Consider the following 14,914-nt stretch of genomic DNA (forward strand, 5'->3'; position numbering starts at 1 on the left):
AAGGCGCGAGGTCTCAGATGACGTCCAGGTTTCCACAGATTGCAGTCTGTCTGGCAGTGCTGGCGTCTTGCGCAGAACAGTATGCGCCAGTCAGCTTCGTCGCACAGGGCGATGAGATTATTGCAACCGGCACAATCGACGACACCACGCTGACGGCGTTTCGGGAGGTGACCTCAGACAATCCAAAGATAAGAACCCTAGTCTTGCAGCATATAGAGGGGTCACTGGACGATGATGCCAATGTTGTCTTCAGCCGCGTGGTGCACAATGCGGGATTTGACACTGTAGTACCGTCCGATGGGTTGATTGCCTCGGGTGGAACGGATTTGTTTCTGGCCGGGAACCGGCGTATTTTGCAGCCTGGCGCATGTGTCGGCGTCCACAGTTGGGCTGGTTCTGGGATCGTAGCAACCGAGCTTCCGCAGAATGATCCCGAACATGACCGGTACATCAGCTATTTCGAGGATATCGGCTTTGACGATGACTTCTACTGGTTCACGTTGGACGCCGCGCCCGCAGATAGAATTTACTGGATGAACGCCTCGGAAGCGAACAGATTTGGTATGACCACCAACGGATCGCCCCGGTTGGGCGCTGCGCCAGACTGTGACGCGCGCTAGAGACGGGTCATCAGCGTTTGATGTAGGTCTGCCAGATCCAGATCACCAGCAACGCACCCAGAATGGCGCCGACAAATCCCGACAGCCAGCCCATAACCGCCAGCAGCGTGCGCAACAGGAAGCCACCGACCAAGGCACCCACGATACCGATCAGCATGGTGGTTGGAATGTCCGCTTCGATCCGCATCAGGCGGGTGGCCAGAAATCCGGCGGCAGCGCCGATGATGATCAGGGCAACAACGGGCATCTTACCTCCTCCAATGGGTTGGCACGATGATCAGCGCACCGATAGATGAAAGTACTGCATCCAGACCGGGCGGGCCAAAGCTGATGCCAAACATGATCCGCACGAAATAGAACAGAAACGCACCACCAACACAGATGATGATGGATTGAAGGTAGCCATTGTGGGTAAAGCCCGTTTTCTCGGACAGGTACCCGACGATCCCCGCGATCACGACGGTGCCCATCAGGATCATGAACATGCGGCTCTACTCCGAAAACAGGCGAGTGCCCGCCGGAATTGGCCAGCCCCGCAGGAAGGTTTCCTTATCCTGCGCGCCTTTGCCCGCCCTTTGCAAGCGCAGCAGGTCTAGCGCACCGGATCCGCAGGCAACGCGAAGCTGGTCATCCAGAACTTCGCCCGGTGCCCCTTGCCCTTCAGCAAGGCGCGACGCGAGCAGTTTGATCCGCTCGCCTTCAACCTCGGTCCATGCGCCGGGGAAAGGTGAGAGACCGCGTATTTGCCTGTCGATCAGGACAGCCGACTTCGTCCAATCGATCCGCGCCTCGGCTTTGTCGATTTTGGCGGCATAGGTCACGCCATCTTCGGATTGCGGCTGCGGTGTCAGGTCTGGCAGGTGGGTCAGCGCCTCGGTGATCAGATCAGCGCCAAGAATTGACAGGCGGTCATGCAGTTCGGCGGTGGTTTCTTCGGGTCTGATGCTGGTGGATTTGCGCAACAGCACCGGACCGGTGTCCAACCCGGCCTCCATCTGCATGATGCAGATCCCGGTTTCTGCGTCCCCTGACATGATTGCCCGATGGATCGGCGCAGCCCCGCGCCAACGCGGCAACAGGCTGGCATGGATGTTCAGACATCCCTTTACCGGCGCATCGAGAATAACTTGGGGCAGGATCAGACCATAGGCCACAACAACGGCCACATCCGCTTTGAGATCCGCAAAGCTTGCCTGTTCTTCAGCAGATTTGAGAGAGATGGGATGGCGGACAGTCAGTCCGAGCGCATCGGCACGTGCATGGACCGGGGTCGGGCGGTCTTTCTTGCCGCGCCCGGCGGGGCGTGGTGGCTGGCAATAGACGGCGGCGATTTCGTGTCCGGCCTCAACCAGCGCATCCAGCACCGGCACCGAGAAATCCGGCGTTCCCATGAAAATTACTCGCATCTATCTCTCCGTAGGATGGGGTTTTATCCCATCTTTTTGGCTTTGCGTAGCAGCATGTCGCGTTTCACCTTGCTGAGCCGGTCGAAATACATCTGACCATTCAGGTGATCAATCTGGTGTTGCACACTTGTGGCCTCGATACCGACAAAGTCCCGGCGATCGACAACGCCTTGTTCATTGAGGAATTTAACTGTCACCGCGCGGGGCCGTTTCACCTTGGCCGAAACACCGGGCAAGTTGGGGCTGGCCTCGTCATGTTCGCGCAGTTCGATCGAGCTGTGCAGGATTTCGGGGTTTGCCAGACGCACGGCGCGGCCACGTTCGGTCGAGCCATCAACAACCGCCAGACGCAGCATCACCCCTATCTGAGGTGCAGCGAGACCGACACCGGGCATCGCCTCCATTGTGTCGATCATATCATTCCAGATGGCCCTGATGTCATCGGTGACTTCGGCCACATCCTCAGCCTTGCTGCGCAAACGCTTATCCGGCCACGGCAGGCAGGTTCGGACGGTCATGAACGGGCCTGCTCACGTTTGAGCTTTTGCATCTTGCGCGTGATCATCTGGCGTTTCAACGGCTTGAGATAATCGATGAACAGTTTGCCATCCAGGTGATCAATCTCGTGCTGCACACAGGTCGACCAGAGGCCATCAAAAGTTTCCTGCTGCAGTTTCCCGTCGCGGTCAATCCACGTCACGTCAACGACCTTGGGGCGGGTCACTTCAGCATATTGATCCGGAATCGACAGGCAACCCTCCTCGTAGACATTGGTTTCGTCCGAGGAGGCAATGACTTCGGGGTTGAACATGATCAGTGGTCGGGGCGTTTCGCCCTCTTCCTTGATGCAGTCCAGAACAATCAGCCGCTCCAATACACCGATCTGAGGTGCGGCCAGCCCGATACCCGGTGCGTCGTACATCGTCTCCAGCATGTCATCAGCCAGCGTGCGCAGCTCGTCCGACAGGTCAGCCACAGGTGCGCAGACCTTTTTCAGGCGGGGGTCGGGGTGGATCAAGATATTGCGTTTCATGAGGCTGATTTAGGACAACCCGCGCCTAGCCGCAACGCCCCCCTTGCACCTGACCGTTTTACAGTTAGCTTTCGTCCGAGAAAATGGAGCAGACATGACATTCAACGACCTGATCGATCGCCGGGGAACCAACAGTTCCAAATGGGATAAGTTGGAAAGCCTATATGGCTTATCACCCAAAGACGGGCTGGCGATGTGGACGGCGGATTCCGACTATCAAACAGCGCCCTGTGTCATCGATGCCGTCCGCAAAGCGGCCGAACACGGAGTTTTCGGATATTCCTGGATACATCCCGACTATCTGGCATCAGTTCAATGGTGGATGGGACACCGCCACAACTGGAAGATCGACACCGATTGGGTCCTGACATCGCAAGGATTGGGCAACGCAATTGCTCTCTGTCTGGATGTATGGAGCAACCCTGGCGACGGCGTGGTCATCTTCGCCCCGGTCTACCACGAGTTTGCCCACAAGGTGAACAAGGCGGGCCGCCGCGTGGTGGAATGCCCAATGGTGCGCGATGGCGAGAGCTATGGCCTTGATCTGGACGATGCTCAATCGCGGTTAGACGGGTCGGAAAAGCTGTTGCTGTGGTGTTCCCCGCAGAACCCGTCAGGCCGCGTCTGGACGCCAGAGGAACTGCGCGCGGTGGCAGCGTTTGCCGAACGCAACGGGTTGATCCTTGTCTCGGATGAGATTCACCATGATCTGGTTTACCCCGGCCACACCTTCGTGCCGATGGATGCGGCCGCGCCAGATGCGCGCCCATGGACCGTCACACTGACGGCGGCGTCGAAGACATTTAACATTGCCGGTCAACGCACCGGGAACATGATCATACCGGACGCCAAACTGCGTGCCGAAATGCGACATCGCATACAAACACTGGACTATGATCCCAGCGCATTGGGTGTGGCAATGATCACCGCGGCCTATTCGCCCGAAGGTGCCCAATGGGTCGATGCGCAGATCGCACACCTGGACGCCAATAGGAAACTCTTTGACGCCACTATCGCCGAAATTCCCGGCCTGTGGTCGATGCCGCTGCAGGCGACCTATCTGGCTTGGGTCGATTTCTCTGGCACCGGAATGGACCATACTGAGTTCACGCACCGCCTGCGCGAAGACGCCCGGATTGCAACCTCACCTGGACCGGGCTTTGGCGCAGGTGGCGAGACCTTCGAACGCTTCAACCTCGCCACGCAACGCGCCCGGGTCGAAGAGGCCTGCACCCGCCTCAAAAGTGCGTTTGCTGACCTTCAGTAGGTCATGCGCTGGCTGGGTCTGATAACTTTGATTGCGGTGGCGGCCGGTGCTGCTTGGTTCGGCTGGCACCGCTATGGTCCGCGCCCTTCGGCACCTGTGATGGCCCCAGAGGCGGCGCGCGTTGATCATATACTGATCGAAAAGTCCGCGCGACGTCTGACCGCGTCGCTGGACGGAGCGGTTGTAATGCAGGTCGATATCGCGTTGGGCTTCGCGCCAGAAGGCGACAAGCAGGTAGAAGGCGATGGCAAAACGCCGGTGGGGGTATTCAAAGTGGACCGTCGCAATCCCCAAAGCGCGTATCACCTGTCGCTGGGGCTCGACTACCCTCAACCAGATGATGTGACACGTGCGCAGCAACAAGGGATAGATCCCGGCGGTGACATCTTCATCCATGGCCAGCCCAACGGTGTCGTCGGCCTGACCCTACCCGGGGATTGGACAGCAGGCTGCATCGCCATTTCAAATACCGAGATGGCCCAGCTTTGGAGGCTTACGGCCACTGGTACGACGGTTGAGATTCGCCCTTAGTCCTCGTGGCCCAGCAAGGCGATGGGCGCGTCGGGGGCGCGGTAGAAATCCAGCGGAGCTTTGTCGTGGGCGGCCGTACTGCGCTTGAATTCATAGCGCATCTCGCCGCCCTCTTCCTCATCCGCGATGATCAGACACTGGTACAGATGATTTGCCCCGTCATACACATCGACAAGCCCGCGCAGGCGCGGCGTGGTCTCAGACTCGACTGTGAAACCGTCTTTCCACAATTTCAGGATCTTGAAGGTATTGTCGCCCATCTCCACCCGCAAACGGCTGGATTTCTTCAGTGTGGCGATTCGCGCAGCATCCAGTTCCGCGCGTATTTCCTTGGAAACATAAGTACTCATAAAACAATTCCCCCTAATCCTCTCTATTGTGGGGTTTAAGATGTAAAAATCCAGTGAACTGTTTCACAAACTTCCGCGCCACTGGCGGTTTGTTGCACAGAAATCCCGGGCGTGAATGTGCGCGTATGCAGGCGTGATGCGCGGGCGCTGGCATAGGAAGCCTTCACGCAAACGCCTATCTTGGCCGAAATCGCTGAGCGGAGGAATTGATATGGGCCTGCTGGTCGACGGAAAATGGCACGACACCTGGTATGACACCAAATCCACTGGCGGGGCGTTCAAACGCAGCGCTGCGCAGTTTCGCAACTGGCTGACCGCCGATGGCAGCTCCGGCCCCTCGGGCAAGGGCGGTTTCAAGGCGGAACCTGGGCGTTATCATCTCTACGTAAGCCATGCCTGCCCTTGGGCGCATCGCACTTTGATCTTTCGCGAGCTGAAGGGCCTCAGCGGCCTGATCTCGGTCTCGGTCGTGCATCCCGATATGCTGGACAAAGGATGGACGTTCGAGACAGACGCCCATGGCGCCACAGGTGATACGTTGTACGGTCTGGACTTTGCGCACCAGGTCTATACCAAGGCCGATCCGACCTATTCGGGCCGCGTCACCGTACCGATCCTTTGGGACAAAGATCAGGGCACCGTCGTGTCGAACGAAAGCTCGGAAATCATCCGCATGTTCAATTCGGCCTTTAACGGTATCACCGGCAATACTGATGACTACTGGCCCGAAACGATGCGCGAGGAGATTGAAGAGGTTAATGCCCGCATCTATTCCGACGTCAACAATGGGGTCTACAAATCCGGCTTTGCCACCTCGCAAGAGGCATACGACGCGGCCGTGCATCCACTGTTTGACACTCTGGACTGGTTGGAAGATCGCCTAAGCGCAAACCGCTATCTGATGGGAGATCGCCTCACCGAGGCCGATTGGCGGCTTTTCACCACTCTGATCCGTTTTGACCCGGTCTATCATCTGCATTTCAAATGCAACCTGCGGCGTTTGATCGACTACCCAAACCTCTGGGCCTATACACGAGAGCTGTATCAATGGCCGGGCGTCGCAGAGACGTTAAATCTAAATCATATCGTGCGACATTATCACTACAGCCATGACAGCATCAATCCGAACCGGATCATCCCGGTCAATCCGGTACTGGATTATATGGAGCCGCACGGGCGCGGTCAGAGGCCTGCCGCATAATGTTCCACCATCGCCGCCAGATCCTCTGGCGGCGTACCACTTTGCACATAGGCACACGCATTGGGGCTGTGGGCAAAGATCGAGCCGTCCGAGAAGAACGTGGTGTTGGTGACAAAGATCACGCGCGCCTCGGGGCGCCGATAGCTGGCAAAATCGGCAACAGCCAAAGCGCTGCCGGTTTCCAGAACCAGATCCAGCACGATGATGTCAAAGGCTGTGCCATAGAGTGCAAGGATCGCAGCCTCTTGGCCCGGCACCAATTCGACATCAGCACCTTGCCTTTCCAGATGTCTTTGCCAGACCTGACCTAGGTCGGGGTTACTCTCAACAATCAGAACTTTCATTTGCAACAACCTCGGCACTTGATATGGTGAATGGTGCCGACCCCTGTGAACCGTGATCCCGTGATTTCCTTAACAAAGTGTTAACGATGGTCGCAGACCCCCCTGATCACGTGGATTTGCTTGTCAAAACGGCAGAAATCCGCTTGAAGCAGTCCAAAACCAGCGTTTTGGCCAGATTGTGCAAATGAATAATGACGACTTGAACCACCGCACACGGCGCGATCATGGTGGCGGCCTGGATAGGGCGATCAAACATTTTGGCGGAACACGGGTGGATTGGATCGATTTGTCCACCGGGATCAATCCCCACCCCTATGATGTCGCGGGGCTGCAGGCCTCTGATTGGATGGAATTGCCTGATCACGGTGCCTTTGAACGGCTGACCGATGCCGCGCGTCGTTTCTGGTCAGTCCCGGCGGACGCTGCGATTTTACCCGCGCCCGGCGCGTCAGCACTCATCGCGCGCGTTCCAGCCCTTGCCAGGGCAGGCAACGTCCAAATCAATACGCCGACCTATAACGAACATGCAGCCGCTTTTGCCGCCCAAGGCTGGGTTGTTCAGGATACTGGCCCTGCCGAGGCGCGTGTCATTGTGCATCCCAACAACCCCGATGGCCGGCTCTGGCAGCAGACCGATGCAAACGCACCTTTGACGATCATTGATGAAAGCTTCTGCGACGTCACACCCGAAGCATCATTGATTGCCCTGACCGAGAACCCGGGTGTGGTTGTGCTGAAAAGCTTTGGCAAGTTCTGGGGCCTTGCCGGGATGCGGCTGGGGTTTGCTATTGGCCGGCCCAAGTTGATTGCGCGGCTTAACGATTTGACCGGGCCCTGGGCCGTTTCGGGGCCAGCTTTGCGGATCGGAACCGAAGCCCTGCTGGACACGAGTTGGGCTGAGAAAACCCGAGCGCAGTTGGCACACGAAGCTGAACGGCTGGACGCCTTGCTGACGCGCAAAGGCGCGGCCGTGGTTGGCGGCACATCGCTTTTCCGTCTGTATCAGGTCGACAGCGCCGCAGATTGGCAGACCCGGCTGGCCCACGCCCATATTTGGAGCCGGGTTTTCCCCTACTCTGCAACCTACCTGCGCCTTGGTCTGCCTCCGACTGACGGGTGGCAGCGGCTGGAGGCCGCGCTTTGAGTGTGGCTCTGCTGCTGGTCTGCGCCATGTGTCTGGACGCCGCTTTAGGAGAGCCTGATTGGCTCTGGTCACGCTTACGTCACCCCGCTGTTCTGATCGGCCAAGGGATCGGGTGGCTGGAAAAGCGGCTTAATCAATCAGGGCATCGACGGACCAAAGGTGTTGCCGTCCTGATCTTGCTGGTTCTGACGGCGTACACACTTGGCCAGTTTCTGACGTTTTTCGGATTGCTGGTCGAGATCATTGTCTGTGCAATTCTGCTGGCGCAGAAATCGCTGGTCACACATGTTCGGGATGTGGGCGACGGGCTGCGTACCTCGCTGCCTGAAGGGCGCGCTATGGTTGCCCGCATCGTGTCCCGCGACACAACCGATATGTCCGAGGCGCAGGTCGCCCGGTCGGCTATCGAAAGCGCCGCCGAAAACCTGAGCGACGGTGTTGTTGCGCCTGCCTTCTGGTTTCTGATTGCCGGGCTGCCAGGGTTGCTGGTGTACAAGGCAGTGAACACCGCCGACAGCATGATCGGCTATCGTACTGAGCGATATCAGGAATTCGGCTGGGCCTCGGCTAGGGTAGACGATCTGCTGAACCTGATACCGGCGCGACTGACCTGCGTGATGATCGTCGCCCTGTCCGGTCAGTGGGGACGCTGGCCGGAAATTCTGGGCGACGCGCGCAGGCATATCTCGCCCAATGCGGGATGGCCCGAGGCGGCGATGGCCCGCGCCCTGAACGTAGCCTTGGCTGGTCCCCGCAGCTATGACGGGCAAATGCGCGATCTCGCCTGGGTTAATGGTGACGCCCCGCGCAACATCGGCGCATACGAGGTTTTTCGCGCATGTGACATGCTATGGAAGGTCTGGGGGCTTGCACTTGCGCTCTTGTCGGTGTGGGTTGTGATCAACCTGGTTTTCTGAAGGACCCGCCGCCCATGCGCCTTGTCTCTGGCTTTATTGCCGCCGCCCTGTTTGCCTCACCTGCTCTGTCCCAATGCGGCGGTGGCTTTAATCAGTTTGTCAAAGGACTGAAATCTGAGGCGGTGCAACAGGGGTTCGACAAATCCAGCGTGAATGCCTTTTTTAAAGGGGTTCAGCAGGATGGCAAAGTGTTGCAGGCAGATCGGGCGCAAGGAGTTTTCCAGAAACCCTTTATCGATTTCTCGCGTCGACTGATCTCACAAAACCGGATCGACCGAGGGCAGTCCATGTCCCGCAAATACGACGCGGTTTTTGACCAGATCGAATCGCAATATGGAATTTCGCGCGGCGTTCTGCTGGCTTTTTGGGCGTTTGAAACGGATTACGGCGCGTTTCAGGGCGATTTCAACACGCGCAATGCGCTGGTGACCTTGGCGCATGATTGCCGCCGCCCCGAGTTGTTCCGCCCGCAGATCTTTGCCGCCGTACAGCTATTTGAGCAGGGCGATTTTGATCCCAATCGCACAACCGGCGCCTGGGCCGGAGAGATCGGCATGGTGCAGATGCTGCCGCGCGACATTCTGGAAAATGGCGTCGATGGCGATGGTGACGGCAAGGTGTCGTTGAAAACCTCAGCTCCGGATGCGCTGATGTCGGGGGCCAAGATGCTGTCACATCTGGGGTGGCAACCCGGTCAGCCTTGGCTGCAGGAAGTGACGGTACCCGCCAAGATGGATTGGTCCTTGTCCGGCCCCGGCAAACCGCGTTCGGTATCCGACTGGCAGGCACTGGGTGTTTCGGCGCGCAGCGGATCTCTGCCCGATCTGCCAGCTTCGCTGATCCTGCCGCAGGGGCACAAGGGACCGGTCTTTCTGGCCTACCCGAATTTCGATGTCTATTTCGAATGGAACCAGAGCTTTGTCTATGTTTTGACCGCAGCGTACTTCGGGACCCGGCTGGCAGGTGCGCAGGTCTATGATGCGGGCAACCCGGCACAGGGATTGTCCGGGGCGCAGATGAAGCAGTTGCAGTCCAAGCTGCAGGCGCGTGGGTATGATGTGGGCAAGATCGACGGTATTCTAGGCGCGGGCACGCGAGCGGCGGTACAGGCCGAGCAAGCCCGGCTGGGCCTGCCCGCCGATGCTTGGCCAACCGCTGAGTTGTTGAACCAGCTATAGCGGCTAGGCGACGTCCGCGCGGCGGTATTGCACGTTTGGTTCAAACGCGTGCGTGTTCAGGGAATTGCCGCGCGTTTCAATCGCCGTATTGGCCGGAATCTCAGTCCATTCGCCGCTGTTTGCATCCAGCGGCTCGGACGAAATGATGATGCCGTCATCGCAAGTTTTGTAATGCAGGCTCGGCGCGAAACGGTCCGAGGCGTATCGGGCTGCAAACAGCCGATCCCCATCTGACCAGCAAGCCGCAAACCGAAGATAGGGAAGCGTGCCCCGTCGTCTGGCCAACGCTTCCACACGTTCGACTGCGCGTTCCATCGCTGCGATCGGTTCTGCATCCAGCCCTTCACCGTGGGCAATCAGGAAAATCGCTTCGCTTTCGGTTGCCCCAAGCCGATGCCCGTACAGATCGGCCGGGATCATCCCGTCCAGTTCCTGCCGGATACGGTCATGGCCACCAGCTTGCCCATTATGCATGAAACTCCATTTTCCGACGCCAAAGGGATGGCAGTTGTTGCGCGACGTGGCCGTACCCGTTGATGCCCGGACATGCGCCAGAAACAGATGCGATTGAGTGTGATGGGTCAGCTGTTTGAGATTAGCATCTGACCAGGCCGGGTTTGTGTCTTTATAGAAACACGGCGTCTTGCGGTCGGAATACCAGGCAAGGCCGAACCCATCCGCGTTGATCGGAGTTTTTCCGATCAGGGCATTCCGGCTTTGAATGACAAGCGATTGCTCCTGGTTTAGTACAAGTTCGTCCAGATAGCGTTTTGCGCCAACCCAAGCCAGAAATCGGCACATCAGCCTTACCTCACATGTTGTTTCAGGTTTTCAGCAATATGCCAGGCAAACGGGCAAAATAGTCACCAATTTTAGTCAGAAAATTCGCAGAATTCTATCGCTTGATAGAGCAATTGGTCACTTCTTCGTCCGATTAATCGGGTCGCACCGGATACCGTTCACCCTTTGCGTTGATAAGGATCAAACGGTCGCTGCTGCGTACAAAGAGGTCACAACGGCCGAAGCCATTGCGGTATTGGATGCAGACGCTGCCATCCTCGGCAATGCTATAGGTTCCAAATGCCGATTCCCCACTGGCATAGGTATAGGAATAGGCCCCACCGGCCGAAAACTTGGATTGACCATCGTCGTAGAACGTCAGCGTACGGCCTGCCAACCCGTCCAACTCTTGTGGGTTCAACGGCACATCGCCGGGTTTGGTCAGCCACTCGGCCGCCCAAAGCGGCGTTGCAACAAACATAGCAAGGATGAGCAATCGGATCATACCGCTACCCTAACCCGGTCAACAGCAAAACGCGCATAACGTTGCAGTGATCGATCAGGCGACCATCTGTTCCGCTTTCTTCAGGTCGACCGAGACCAACTGGCTGACGCCCTGTTCCTGCATTGTCACCCCGAACAGACGATCCATGCGTGCCATTGTCACCGCATGGTGGGTGATGATCAGAAAGCGCGTGTCAGTCTGGCGGCACATCTCATCAAGCAGGTCACAAAAGCGGGTGACGTTGGCGTCGTCCAGCGGCGCATCTACCTCGTCCAGCACACAGATCGGTGCCGGGTTGGCGAGGAAGACGCCGAAGATAAGCGCCGTCGCTGTCAGTGTCTGTTCTCCACCCGAAAGCAGGCTGAGGGTCGAAAGCTTCTTGCCCGGTGGCTGGCACATGATCTCAAGCCCCGCATCCAGCGGATCGTCGCTTTCGACCATGACCAGATTGGCCTCACCCCCACCGAACAGGTGCTTGAACAGCATGGCGAAGTTCGAATTCACCTGTTCAAACGCGGTTAGCAGACGCTCGCGCCCCTCGCGGTTGAGGCTGGCGATGCCACTGCGCAGGGCCTTGATCGCGTCTTCCAGATCGGCCTTTTCGCCATTCAGCGTGTCGAATTCTTCCTGAACCTCTTTGGCGTCTTCTTCAGCGCGCAGGTTCACCGCACCCATCGCGTCGCGTTGGCGCTTGTGGCGGTTCACCTCGGATTCCAGCGCATCGGCGGCAGGCATCTGATCGGGATTCACGTCGAGCTGGTTCAGCAACTGGTTCGGCGTCAGTTGCTGATCTTCGGCAATGCGCTCTGCAGCGGCCACGACGCCTTCCTTGGCAGCGTCACAGCGTGCTTCAGCCGCAGCGCGCGCTTCGCGCGCTTCCGAGGCTAGGCGTTCAGCCTCACGCTCGGCCAGCACAACTTCGCGCTGTTGTGTTTCGGCCAAAGAAAGCTTGTCAGCAGCCTCGGCGCGGCGGGCTTCCGCGTCTTCGATCAATTCGTTCAGTTCTTCGCGCGCCTCGGCGATTTCGCCAGGAGTTGCCGTGGCCTCAGCCAGTTCCTCTTCGGAACCTTCCTTGCGTTCAGCGAGTTCCGAGATGCGCTTTTCGGCAGTTTCGAGACGATGTTTCCAACCGCTGAGATCTTTGGTGACTTCCTGGGTACGGCGGGTCCGGGCCTCGCCCTCTCGACGCAGTTCGTCATGGGACGAACGATGGGTCAGCATGGTGATCCGCGCCGCCTCGACCGTTTGTTTGATGTCTTCAACCTGAGCGCGGGCGCTGTCGAGATCGCCCAGACCCGTCAGAGACCCCTCAGCCTCGCGCAGTTGTGCACGGGCGGCCATGGCGTCTTCTTTGTGGCGGTCTACGGCGAGCGCCAGCGTTTCCAGCTTGCCCTGCGCAAGATTGCGATCCGCCTCGGCCCGGCTTAGCGCACGGGCAGTTTCCGCCACGCGTTGATCGGCGGCGCGGCGGGCTTCGCGCGCACGACGGTCAGCTTCGGTCACGTCGGCCAGCTGCTGCGACAGCGCCTCATGTGCGGCACGAGCACCATCAGCCTGCGCCTCTGCCCTAGTCAGCTCTTGCTTCAGGGCTTCCAGTTTGTTGAGCTGTTCTAATCGCAATGCCGCGGCGCTTGGCGCATCCTCGGCCCAGGCGCGGAACCCGTCCCAGCGCCAGAGATCGCCCGAACGCGACACCAGACGCTGACCGGGTTTCAACGCAGCCTGCAACCGCGCGCCCTGATCCCCGTCAACCAGCCCGATCTGCGCGATCCGGCGGCTGAGGCGATCAGGCCCCGAGACATGCAAGGCCAGTGGCTCCGCCCCGTCTGGCAGTGATTGGTCGGCGTCATAACCTGCCATCTGGACCCAACCGGATGGGCCGTCTCCTTCGACCAACGGCGCGCGCAGATCATCGGCCAGTGCTGCACCCAGCGCCTTTTCATAGCCGGGTGCAACACGCAGCATATCAAGCACCTGCCCGCCCTCAGCGGTATCGCGTTCCACCAATTTCGCCAGCGCCGTGGTCTCGGCCCGGATCGCGCCCAACTCGCCTTCGGCCTCAGACCGTTGCGCGCGGGCTTCGGCCTCGCGGGCTTGGGTCTCGTTGCGCAATTCATCGGCGGCGGCGAGCGCTTCATCAGCAGCTTCGGCGGCTTCACGAGCTTCTTCTTCACCCTCCTGCGCGGCCTCGAAAGCTGCGCTGGCGCGGGTCAGGGATGTCTTGGCCTCATCCACCGCAACGCGGGCCTTTTCTTCTTCACCTTCGGATCGGGACAACGTCTTGCGGCTGTCTTCGACCAAACGCTGTGCCGACTGGTGGCGGGCGACAAGGCGGGCCATGTCTTCGGTTTGTTGTGACAGGTGGTCCTCACGATCCTGCAAAACCGATGCCGCCTCGCGGGCGATTTCTGCAGCCTCGGCCACTTTTTCCTCGTGCCCGTCGGCCGCTTTGGCCAATTCGCGCGATTCCCATTCCAGTCGTTCGATCATCTGGCCCGCATCCCGGTTCAGACCGGTTTCGCGCTCGATATCATTACCCAGCTGCTGAATACGGTTGGTCAGGGTCTCAATCGTCTGGCGCGCCCGGGTTTCCTGATCGGTCAATGCGTCGCGCTGCACCTGCTGGCGTTGCAGGACGGCGGCGGCGATAGCCTCTTCTTCGCGCAGGGGCGGCAGGGTTTCTTCGATCTCAACCCGTTTGGCACCTGCGGCGCGTGCCTCGGCCTCGGCGCGCGAGGCTTCGGTGATGCGTTCGCGCAGCTTGTCCTCGGCCTGCTGGCGGGCCATGTCGGCCTCTTTCCAGCGACGGTATAGCAACATACCCTCGGCCTGACGCAGTTGCTCACCGATCTCACGGTAGCGGGCGGCCTGACGCGCCTGGCGGGCGAGCTGTGCCAGCTGCGTCCCCAACTGTTCCAACACGTCATCCACGCGGGTCAGATTGGATTCCGTTCCCTTCAGTTTCAGTTCCGCCTCGTGGCGTCGCTGATACAGACCTGAAATTCCTGCGGCTTCTTCCAGGATACGACGACGAGAGCGGGGTTTGGCATTGATCAACTCGGCAATGCGGTTTTGCCCCACCAATGCGGGCGAGTGCGCGCCGGTTGAGGCGTCGGCAAACAGCATCTGAACGTCGCGGGCTCGGACGTCTTTGCCATTGGTCTTGTAGGCGCTGCCCACATCACGGGTGATGCGGCGCACAATCTCAAGCTGGTCACTGTCGTTAAAGCCTGAGGGAGCCAATCGTTCCGAGTTGTCCATGGTCAGGACAACCTCAGCAAAGTTACGGGCAGGACGCGTGGCGGCACCGGCAAAGATCACATCTTCCATTGCGCCACCACGCATGGATTTGGGGCGGTTTTCGCCCATCACCCAGCGCAGAGCTTCCAGAAGATTGGACTTGCCACAACCATTCGGACCCACAACACCGGTCAACCCGTCCGCGATAATCAGATCGGTCGGATCAACAAAGCTTTTGAAGCCGGTCAGTTTGAGTTTGCTAAAACGCAAAGGTGGTGGGTCCCATGATTCCTACGTCAAAGAAGTCTGCGCAAGGGATTGGGGCGAGTCAACGGAGATGCGCAGGATATGGGCTATTGAGCCGAGTTATCCACAACATCTTGGCTGTCTGAGCAGGA

17 protein-coding genes are annotated in these 14,914 nt (G+C 58.9%); 7 read left to right on the top strand and 10 right to left on the bottom strand.

Annotation, left to right across the window (positions count from 1 at the left end):
- Positions 1-17: 17 nt before the first annotated feature.
- Complete coding sequence (locus Q1B13_RS20970; RefSeq protein ID WP_299083526.1) at positions 18-620, top strand: alpha/beta hydrolase; 603 nt, start codon at positions 18-20, stop codon at positions 618-620.
- Positions 621-630: 10 nt separating this feature from the next.
- On the opposite strand, the gene Q1B13_RS20975 is transcribed toward Q1B13_RS20970, so the two are convergent.
- From Q1B13_RS20975 to def (Q1B13_RS20995), 5 genes are read right to left on the bottom strand one after another with little or no spacing between them, the layout of a single operon-like run.
- Entirely contained in the window at positions 631-867 is a 237-nt protein-coding gene (locus tag Q1B13_RS20975; protein ID WP_120634432.1) for a GlsB/YeaQ/YmgE family stress response membrane protein, read from the bottom strand.
- A 1-nt stretch (position 868) separates the two neighbouring features.
- Entirely contained in the window at positions 869-1,105 is a 237-nt protein-coding gene (locus Q1B13_RS20980; RefSeq protein ID WP_299083531.1) for a hypothetical protein, read from the bottom strand.
- Between the two features lie 6 nt (positions 1,106-1,111).
- Positions 1,112-2,026: a methionyl-tRNA formyltransferase gene (fmt, locus tag Q1B13_RS20985; RefSeq protein ID WP_299083534.1), complete on the bottom strand. Its 915-nt coding sequence runs from the start codon at positions 2,024-2,026 to the stop codon at positions 1,112-1,114.
- A gap of 23 nt (positions 2,027-2,049) precedes the next feature.
- Positions 2,050-2,544, bottom strand: a complete 495-nt coding sequence (gene def, locus Q1B13_RS20990; RefSeq protein WP_299083537.1) for a peptide deformylase — start codon at positions 2,542-2,544, stop codon at positions 2,050-2,052.
- Positions 2,541-3,059 (bottom strand): peptide deformylase, encoded by a 519-nt coding sequence (def, locus tag Q1B13_RS20995; protein WP_298937108.1) that lies wholly within the window; start codon positions 3,057-3,059, stop codon positions 2,541-2,543. The genes def (Q1B13_RS20990) and def (Q1B13_RS20995) overlap by 4 nt, the downstream gene beginning before the upstream one ends.
- Before the next feature lie 94 nt (positions 3,060-3,153).
- Between def (Q1B13_RS20995) and Q1B13_RS21000 the strand changes: the two genes are divergently transcribed.
- The gene (locus Q1B13_RS21000) at positions 3,154-4,326 is read left to right on the top strand and encodes a MalY/PatB family protein (protein ID WP_299083540.1); all 1,173 of its coding nucleotides are present in this window, start codon (positions 3,154-3,156) and stop codon (positions 4,324-4,326) included.
- Between the two features lie 3 nt (positions 4,327-4,329).
- On the top strand, positions 4,330-4,857 hold the full coding sequence (locus tag Q1B13_RS21005; protein WP_299083543.1) for a L,D-transpeptidase family protein: 528 nt from the start codon (positions 4,330-4,332) through the stop codon (positions 4,855-4,857).
- On the opposite strand, the gene Q1B13_RS21010 is transcribed toward Q1B13_RS21005, so the two are convergent.
- Complete coding sequence (locus Q1B13_RS21010; protein WP_298937111.1) at positions 4,854-5,207, bottom strand: hypothetical protein; 354 nt, start codon at positions 5,205-5,207, stop codon at positions 4,854-4,856. The two genes, Q1B13_RS21005 and Q1B13_RS21010, sit on opposite strands and share 4 nt — an antisense overlap.
- 211 nt (positions 5,208-5,418) lie before the next feature.
- Here Q1B13_RS21010 and Q1B13_RS21015 point away from each other — a divergent pair, with 211 nt between their 5' ends.
- Positions 5,419-6,408: a glutathione S-transferase family protein gene (locus Q1B13_RS21015; RefSeq protein ID WP_299083546.1), complete on the top strand. Its 990-nt coding sequence runs from the start codon at positions 5,419-5,421 to the stop codon at positions 6,406-6,408.
- Here Q1B13_RS21015 and Q1B13_RS21020 read toward each other — a convergent pair.
- Entirely contained in the window at positions 6,390-6,752 is a 363-nt protein-coding gene (locus Q1B13_RS21020; RefSeq protein ID WP_299083549.1) for a hypothetical protein, read from the bottom strand. The genes Q1B13_RS21015 and Q1B13_RS21020 overlap by 19 nt on opposite strands.
- A gap of 184 nt (positions 6,753-6,936) precedes the next feature.
- Between Q1B13_RS21020 and cobD the strand changes: the two genes are divergently transcribed.
- Genes cobD through Q1B13_RS21035 form a run of 3 tightly spaced genes read left to right on the top strand, consistent with a single transcriptional unit; the run spans position 6,937 to position 9,991 of the window.
- Positions 6,937-7,896 (top strand): threonine-phosphate decarboxylase CobD, encoded by a 960-nt coding sequence (gene cobD / locus Q1B13_RS21025; RefSeq protein WP_299083552.1) that lies wholly within the window; start codon positions 6,937-6,939, stop codon positions 7,894-7,896.
- Positions 7,893-8,813 (top strand): adenosylcobinamide-phosphate synthase CbiB, encoded by a 921-nt coding sequence (cbiB, locus tag Q1B13_RS21030; RefSeq protein WP_299083554.1) that lies wholly within the window; start codon positions 7,893-7,895, stop codon positions 8,811-8,813. The genes cobD and cbiB overlap by 4 nt, the downstream gene beginning before the upstream one ends.
- A gap of 14 nt (positions 8,814-8,827) precedes the next feature.
- A complete protein-coding gene (locus Q1B13_RS21035; protein WP_299083557.1) occupies positions 8,828-9,991 on the top strand; it encodes a lytic murein transglycosylase in 1,164 nt (387 codons plus the stop codon).
- Positions 9,992-9,994: 3 nt separating this feature from the next.
- Here Q1B13_RS21035 and Q1B13_RS21040 read toward each other — a convergent pair whose 3' ends face one another.
- The 3 genes from Q1B13_RS21040 to Q1B13_RS21050 all read right to left on the bottom strand — a co-directional run bounded on the left by Q1B13_RS21040 (position 9,995) and on the right by Q1B13_RS21050 (position 14,786).
- Positions 9,995-10,792 (bottom strand): class II glutamine amidotransferase, encoded by a 798-nt coding sequence (locus Q1B13_RS21040; protein ID WP_298937117.1) that lies wholly within the window; start codon positions 10,790-10,792, stop codon positions 9,995-9,997.
- Between the two features lie 133 nt (positions 10,793-10,925).
- A complete protein-coding gene (locus tag Q1B13_RS21045) occupies positions 10,926-11,276 on the bottom strand; it encodes a hypothetical protein (RefSeq protein ID WP_298937118.1) in 351 nt (116 codons plus the stop codon).
- 54 nt (positions 11,277-11,330) lie between these two features.
- Positions 11,331-14,786 carry an AAA family ATPase gene (locus tag Q1B13_RS21050; RefSeq protein WP_299083559.1) on the bottom strand — a complete coding sequence of 1,152 codons (3,456 nt, stop codon included), beginning with the start codon at positions 14,784-14,786 and terminating at the stop codon, positions 11,331-11,333.
- Positions 14,787-14,914: the final 128 nt, after the last annotated feature.

Origin of the sequence: uncultured Ruegeria sp., assembly GCF_947489545.1 — a bacterium.
Classification (GTDB): Bacteria; Pseudomonadota; Alphaproteobacteria; order Rhodobacterales; family Rhodobacteraceae; genus Ruegeria.

What these genes read in the sequence shown, in the direction of transcription:
- Q1B13_RS20975 (WP_120634432.1), bottom strand. Translation starts at nt 867, where the DNA reads ATGCCCGTTGTTGCCCTGATCATCATCGGCGCTGCCGCCGGATTTCTG.
- Q1B13_RS21000 (WP_299083540.1), top strand. Translation starts at nt 3,154, where the DNA reads ATGACATTCAACGACCTGATCGATCGCCGGGGAACCAACAGTTCCAAA.
- Q1B13_RS20970 (WP_299083526.1), top strand. Translation starts at nt 18, where the DNA reads ATGACGTCCAGGTTTCCACAGATTGCAGTCTGTCTGGCAGTGCTGGCG.
- Q1B13_RS21020 (WP_299083549.1), bottom strand. Translation starts at nt 6,752, where the DNA reads ATGAAAGTTCTGATTGTTGAGAGTAACCCCGACCTAGGTCAGGTCTGG.
- Q1B13_RS21040 (WP_298937117.1), bottom strand. Translation starts at nt 10,792, where the DNA reads ATGTGCCGATTTCTGGCTTGGGTTGGCGCAAAACGCTATCTGGACGAA.
- def (WP_298937108.1), bottom strand. Translation starts at nt 3,059, where the DNA reads ATGAAACGCAATATCTTGATCCACCCCGACCCCCGCCTGAAAAAGGTC.
- def (WP_299083537.1), bottom strand. Translation starts at nt 2,544, where the DNA reads ATGACCGTCCGAACCTGCCTGCCGTGGCCGGATAAGCGTTTGCGCAGC.
- Q1B13_RS20980 (WP_299083531.1), bottom strand. Translation starts at nt 1,105, where the DNA reads ATGTTCATGATCCTGATGGGCACCGTCGTGATCGCGGGGATCGTCGGG.
- cobD (WP_299083552.1), top strand. Translation starts at nt 6,937, where the DNA reads ATGAATAATGACGACTTGAACCACCGCACACGGCGCGATCATGGTGGC.
- Q1B13_RS21005 (WP_299083543.1), top strand. Translation starts at nt 4,330, where the DNA reads ATGCGCTGGCTGGGTCTGATAACTTTGATTGCGGTGGCGGCCGGTGCT.
- Q1B13_RS21010 (WP_298937111.1), bottom strand. Translation starts at nt 5,207, where the DNA reads ATGAGTACTTATGTTTCCAAGGAAATACGCGCGGAACTGGATGCTGCG.
- fmt (WP_299083534.1), bottom strand. Translation starts at nt 2,026, where the DNA reads ATGCGAGTAATTTTCATGGGAACGCCGGATTTCTCGGTGCCGGTGCTG.
- Q1B13_RS21045 (WP_298937118.1), bottom strand. Translation starts at nt 11,276, where the DNA reads ATGATCCGATTGCTCATCCTTGCTATGTTTGTTGCAACGCCGCTTTGG.
- Q1B13_RS21035 (WP_299083557.1), top strand. Translation starts at nt 8,828, where the DNA reads ATGCGCCTTGTCTCTGGCTTTATTGCCGCCGCCCTGTTTGCCTCACCT.
- Q1B13_RS21015 (WP_299083546.1), top strand. Translation starts at nt 5,419, where the DNA reads ATGGGCCTGCTGGTCGACGGAAAATGGCACGACACCTGGTATGACACC.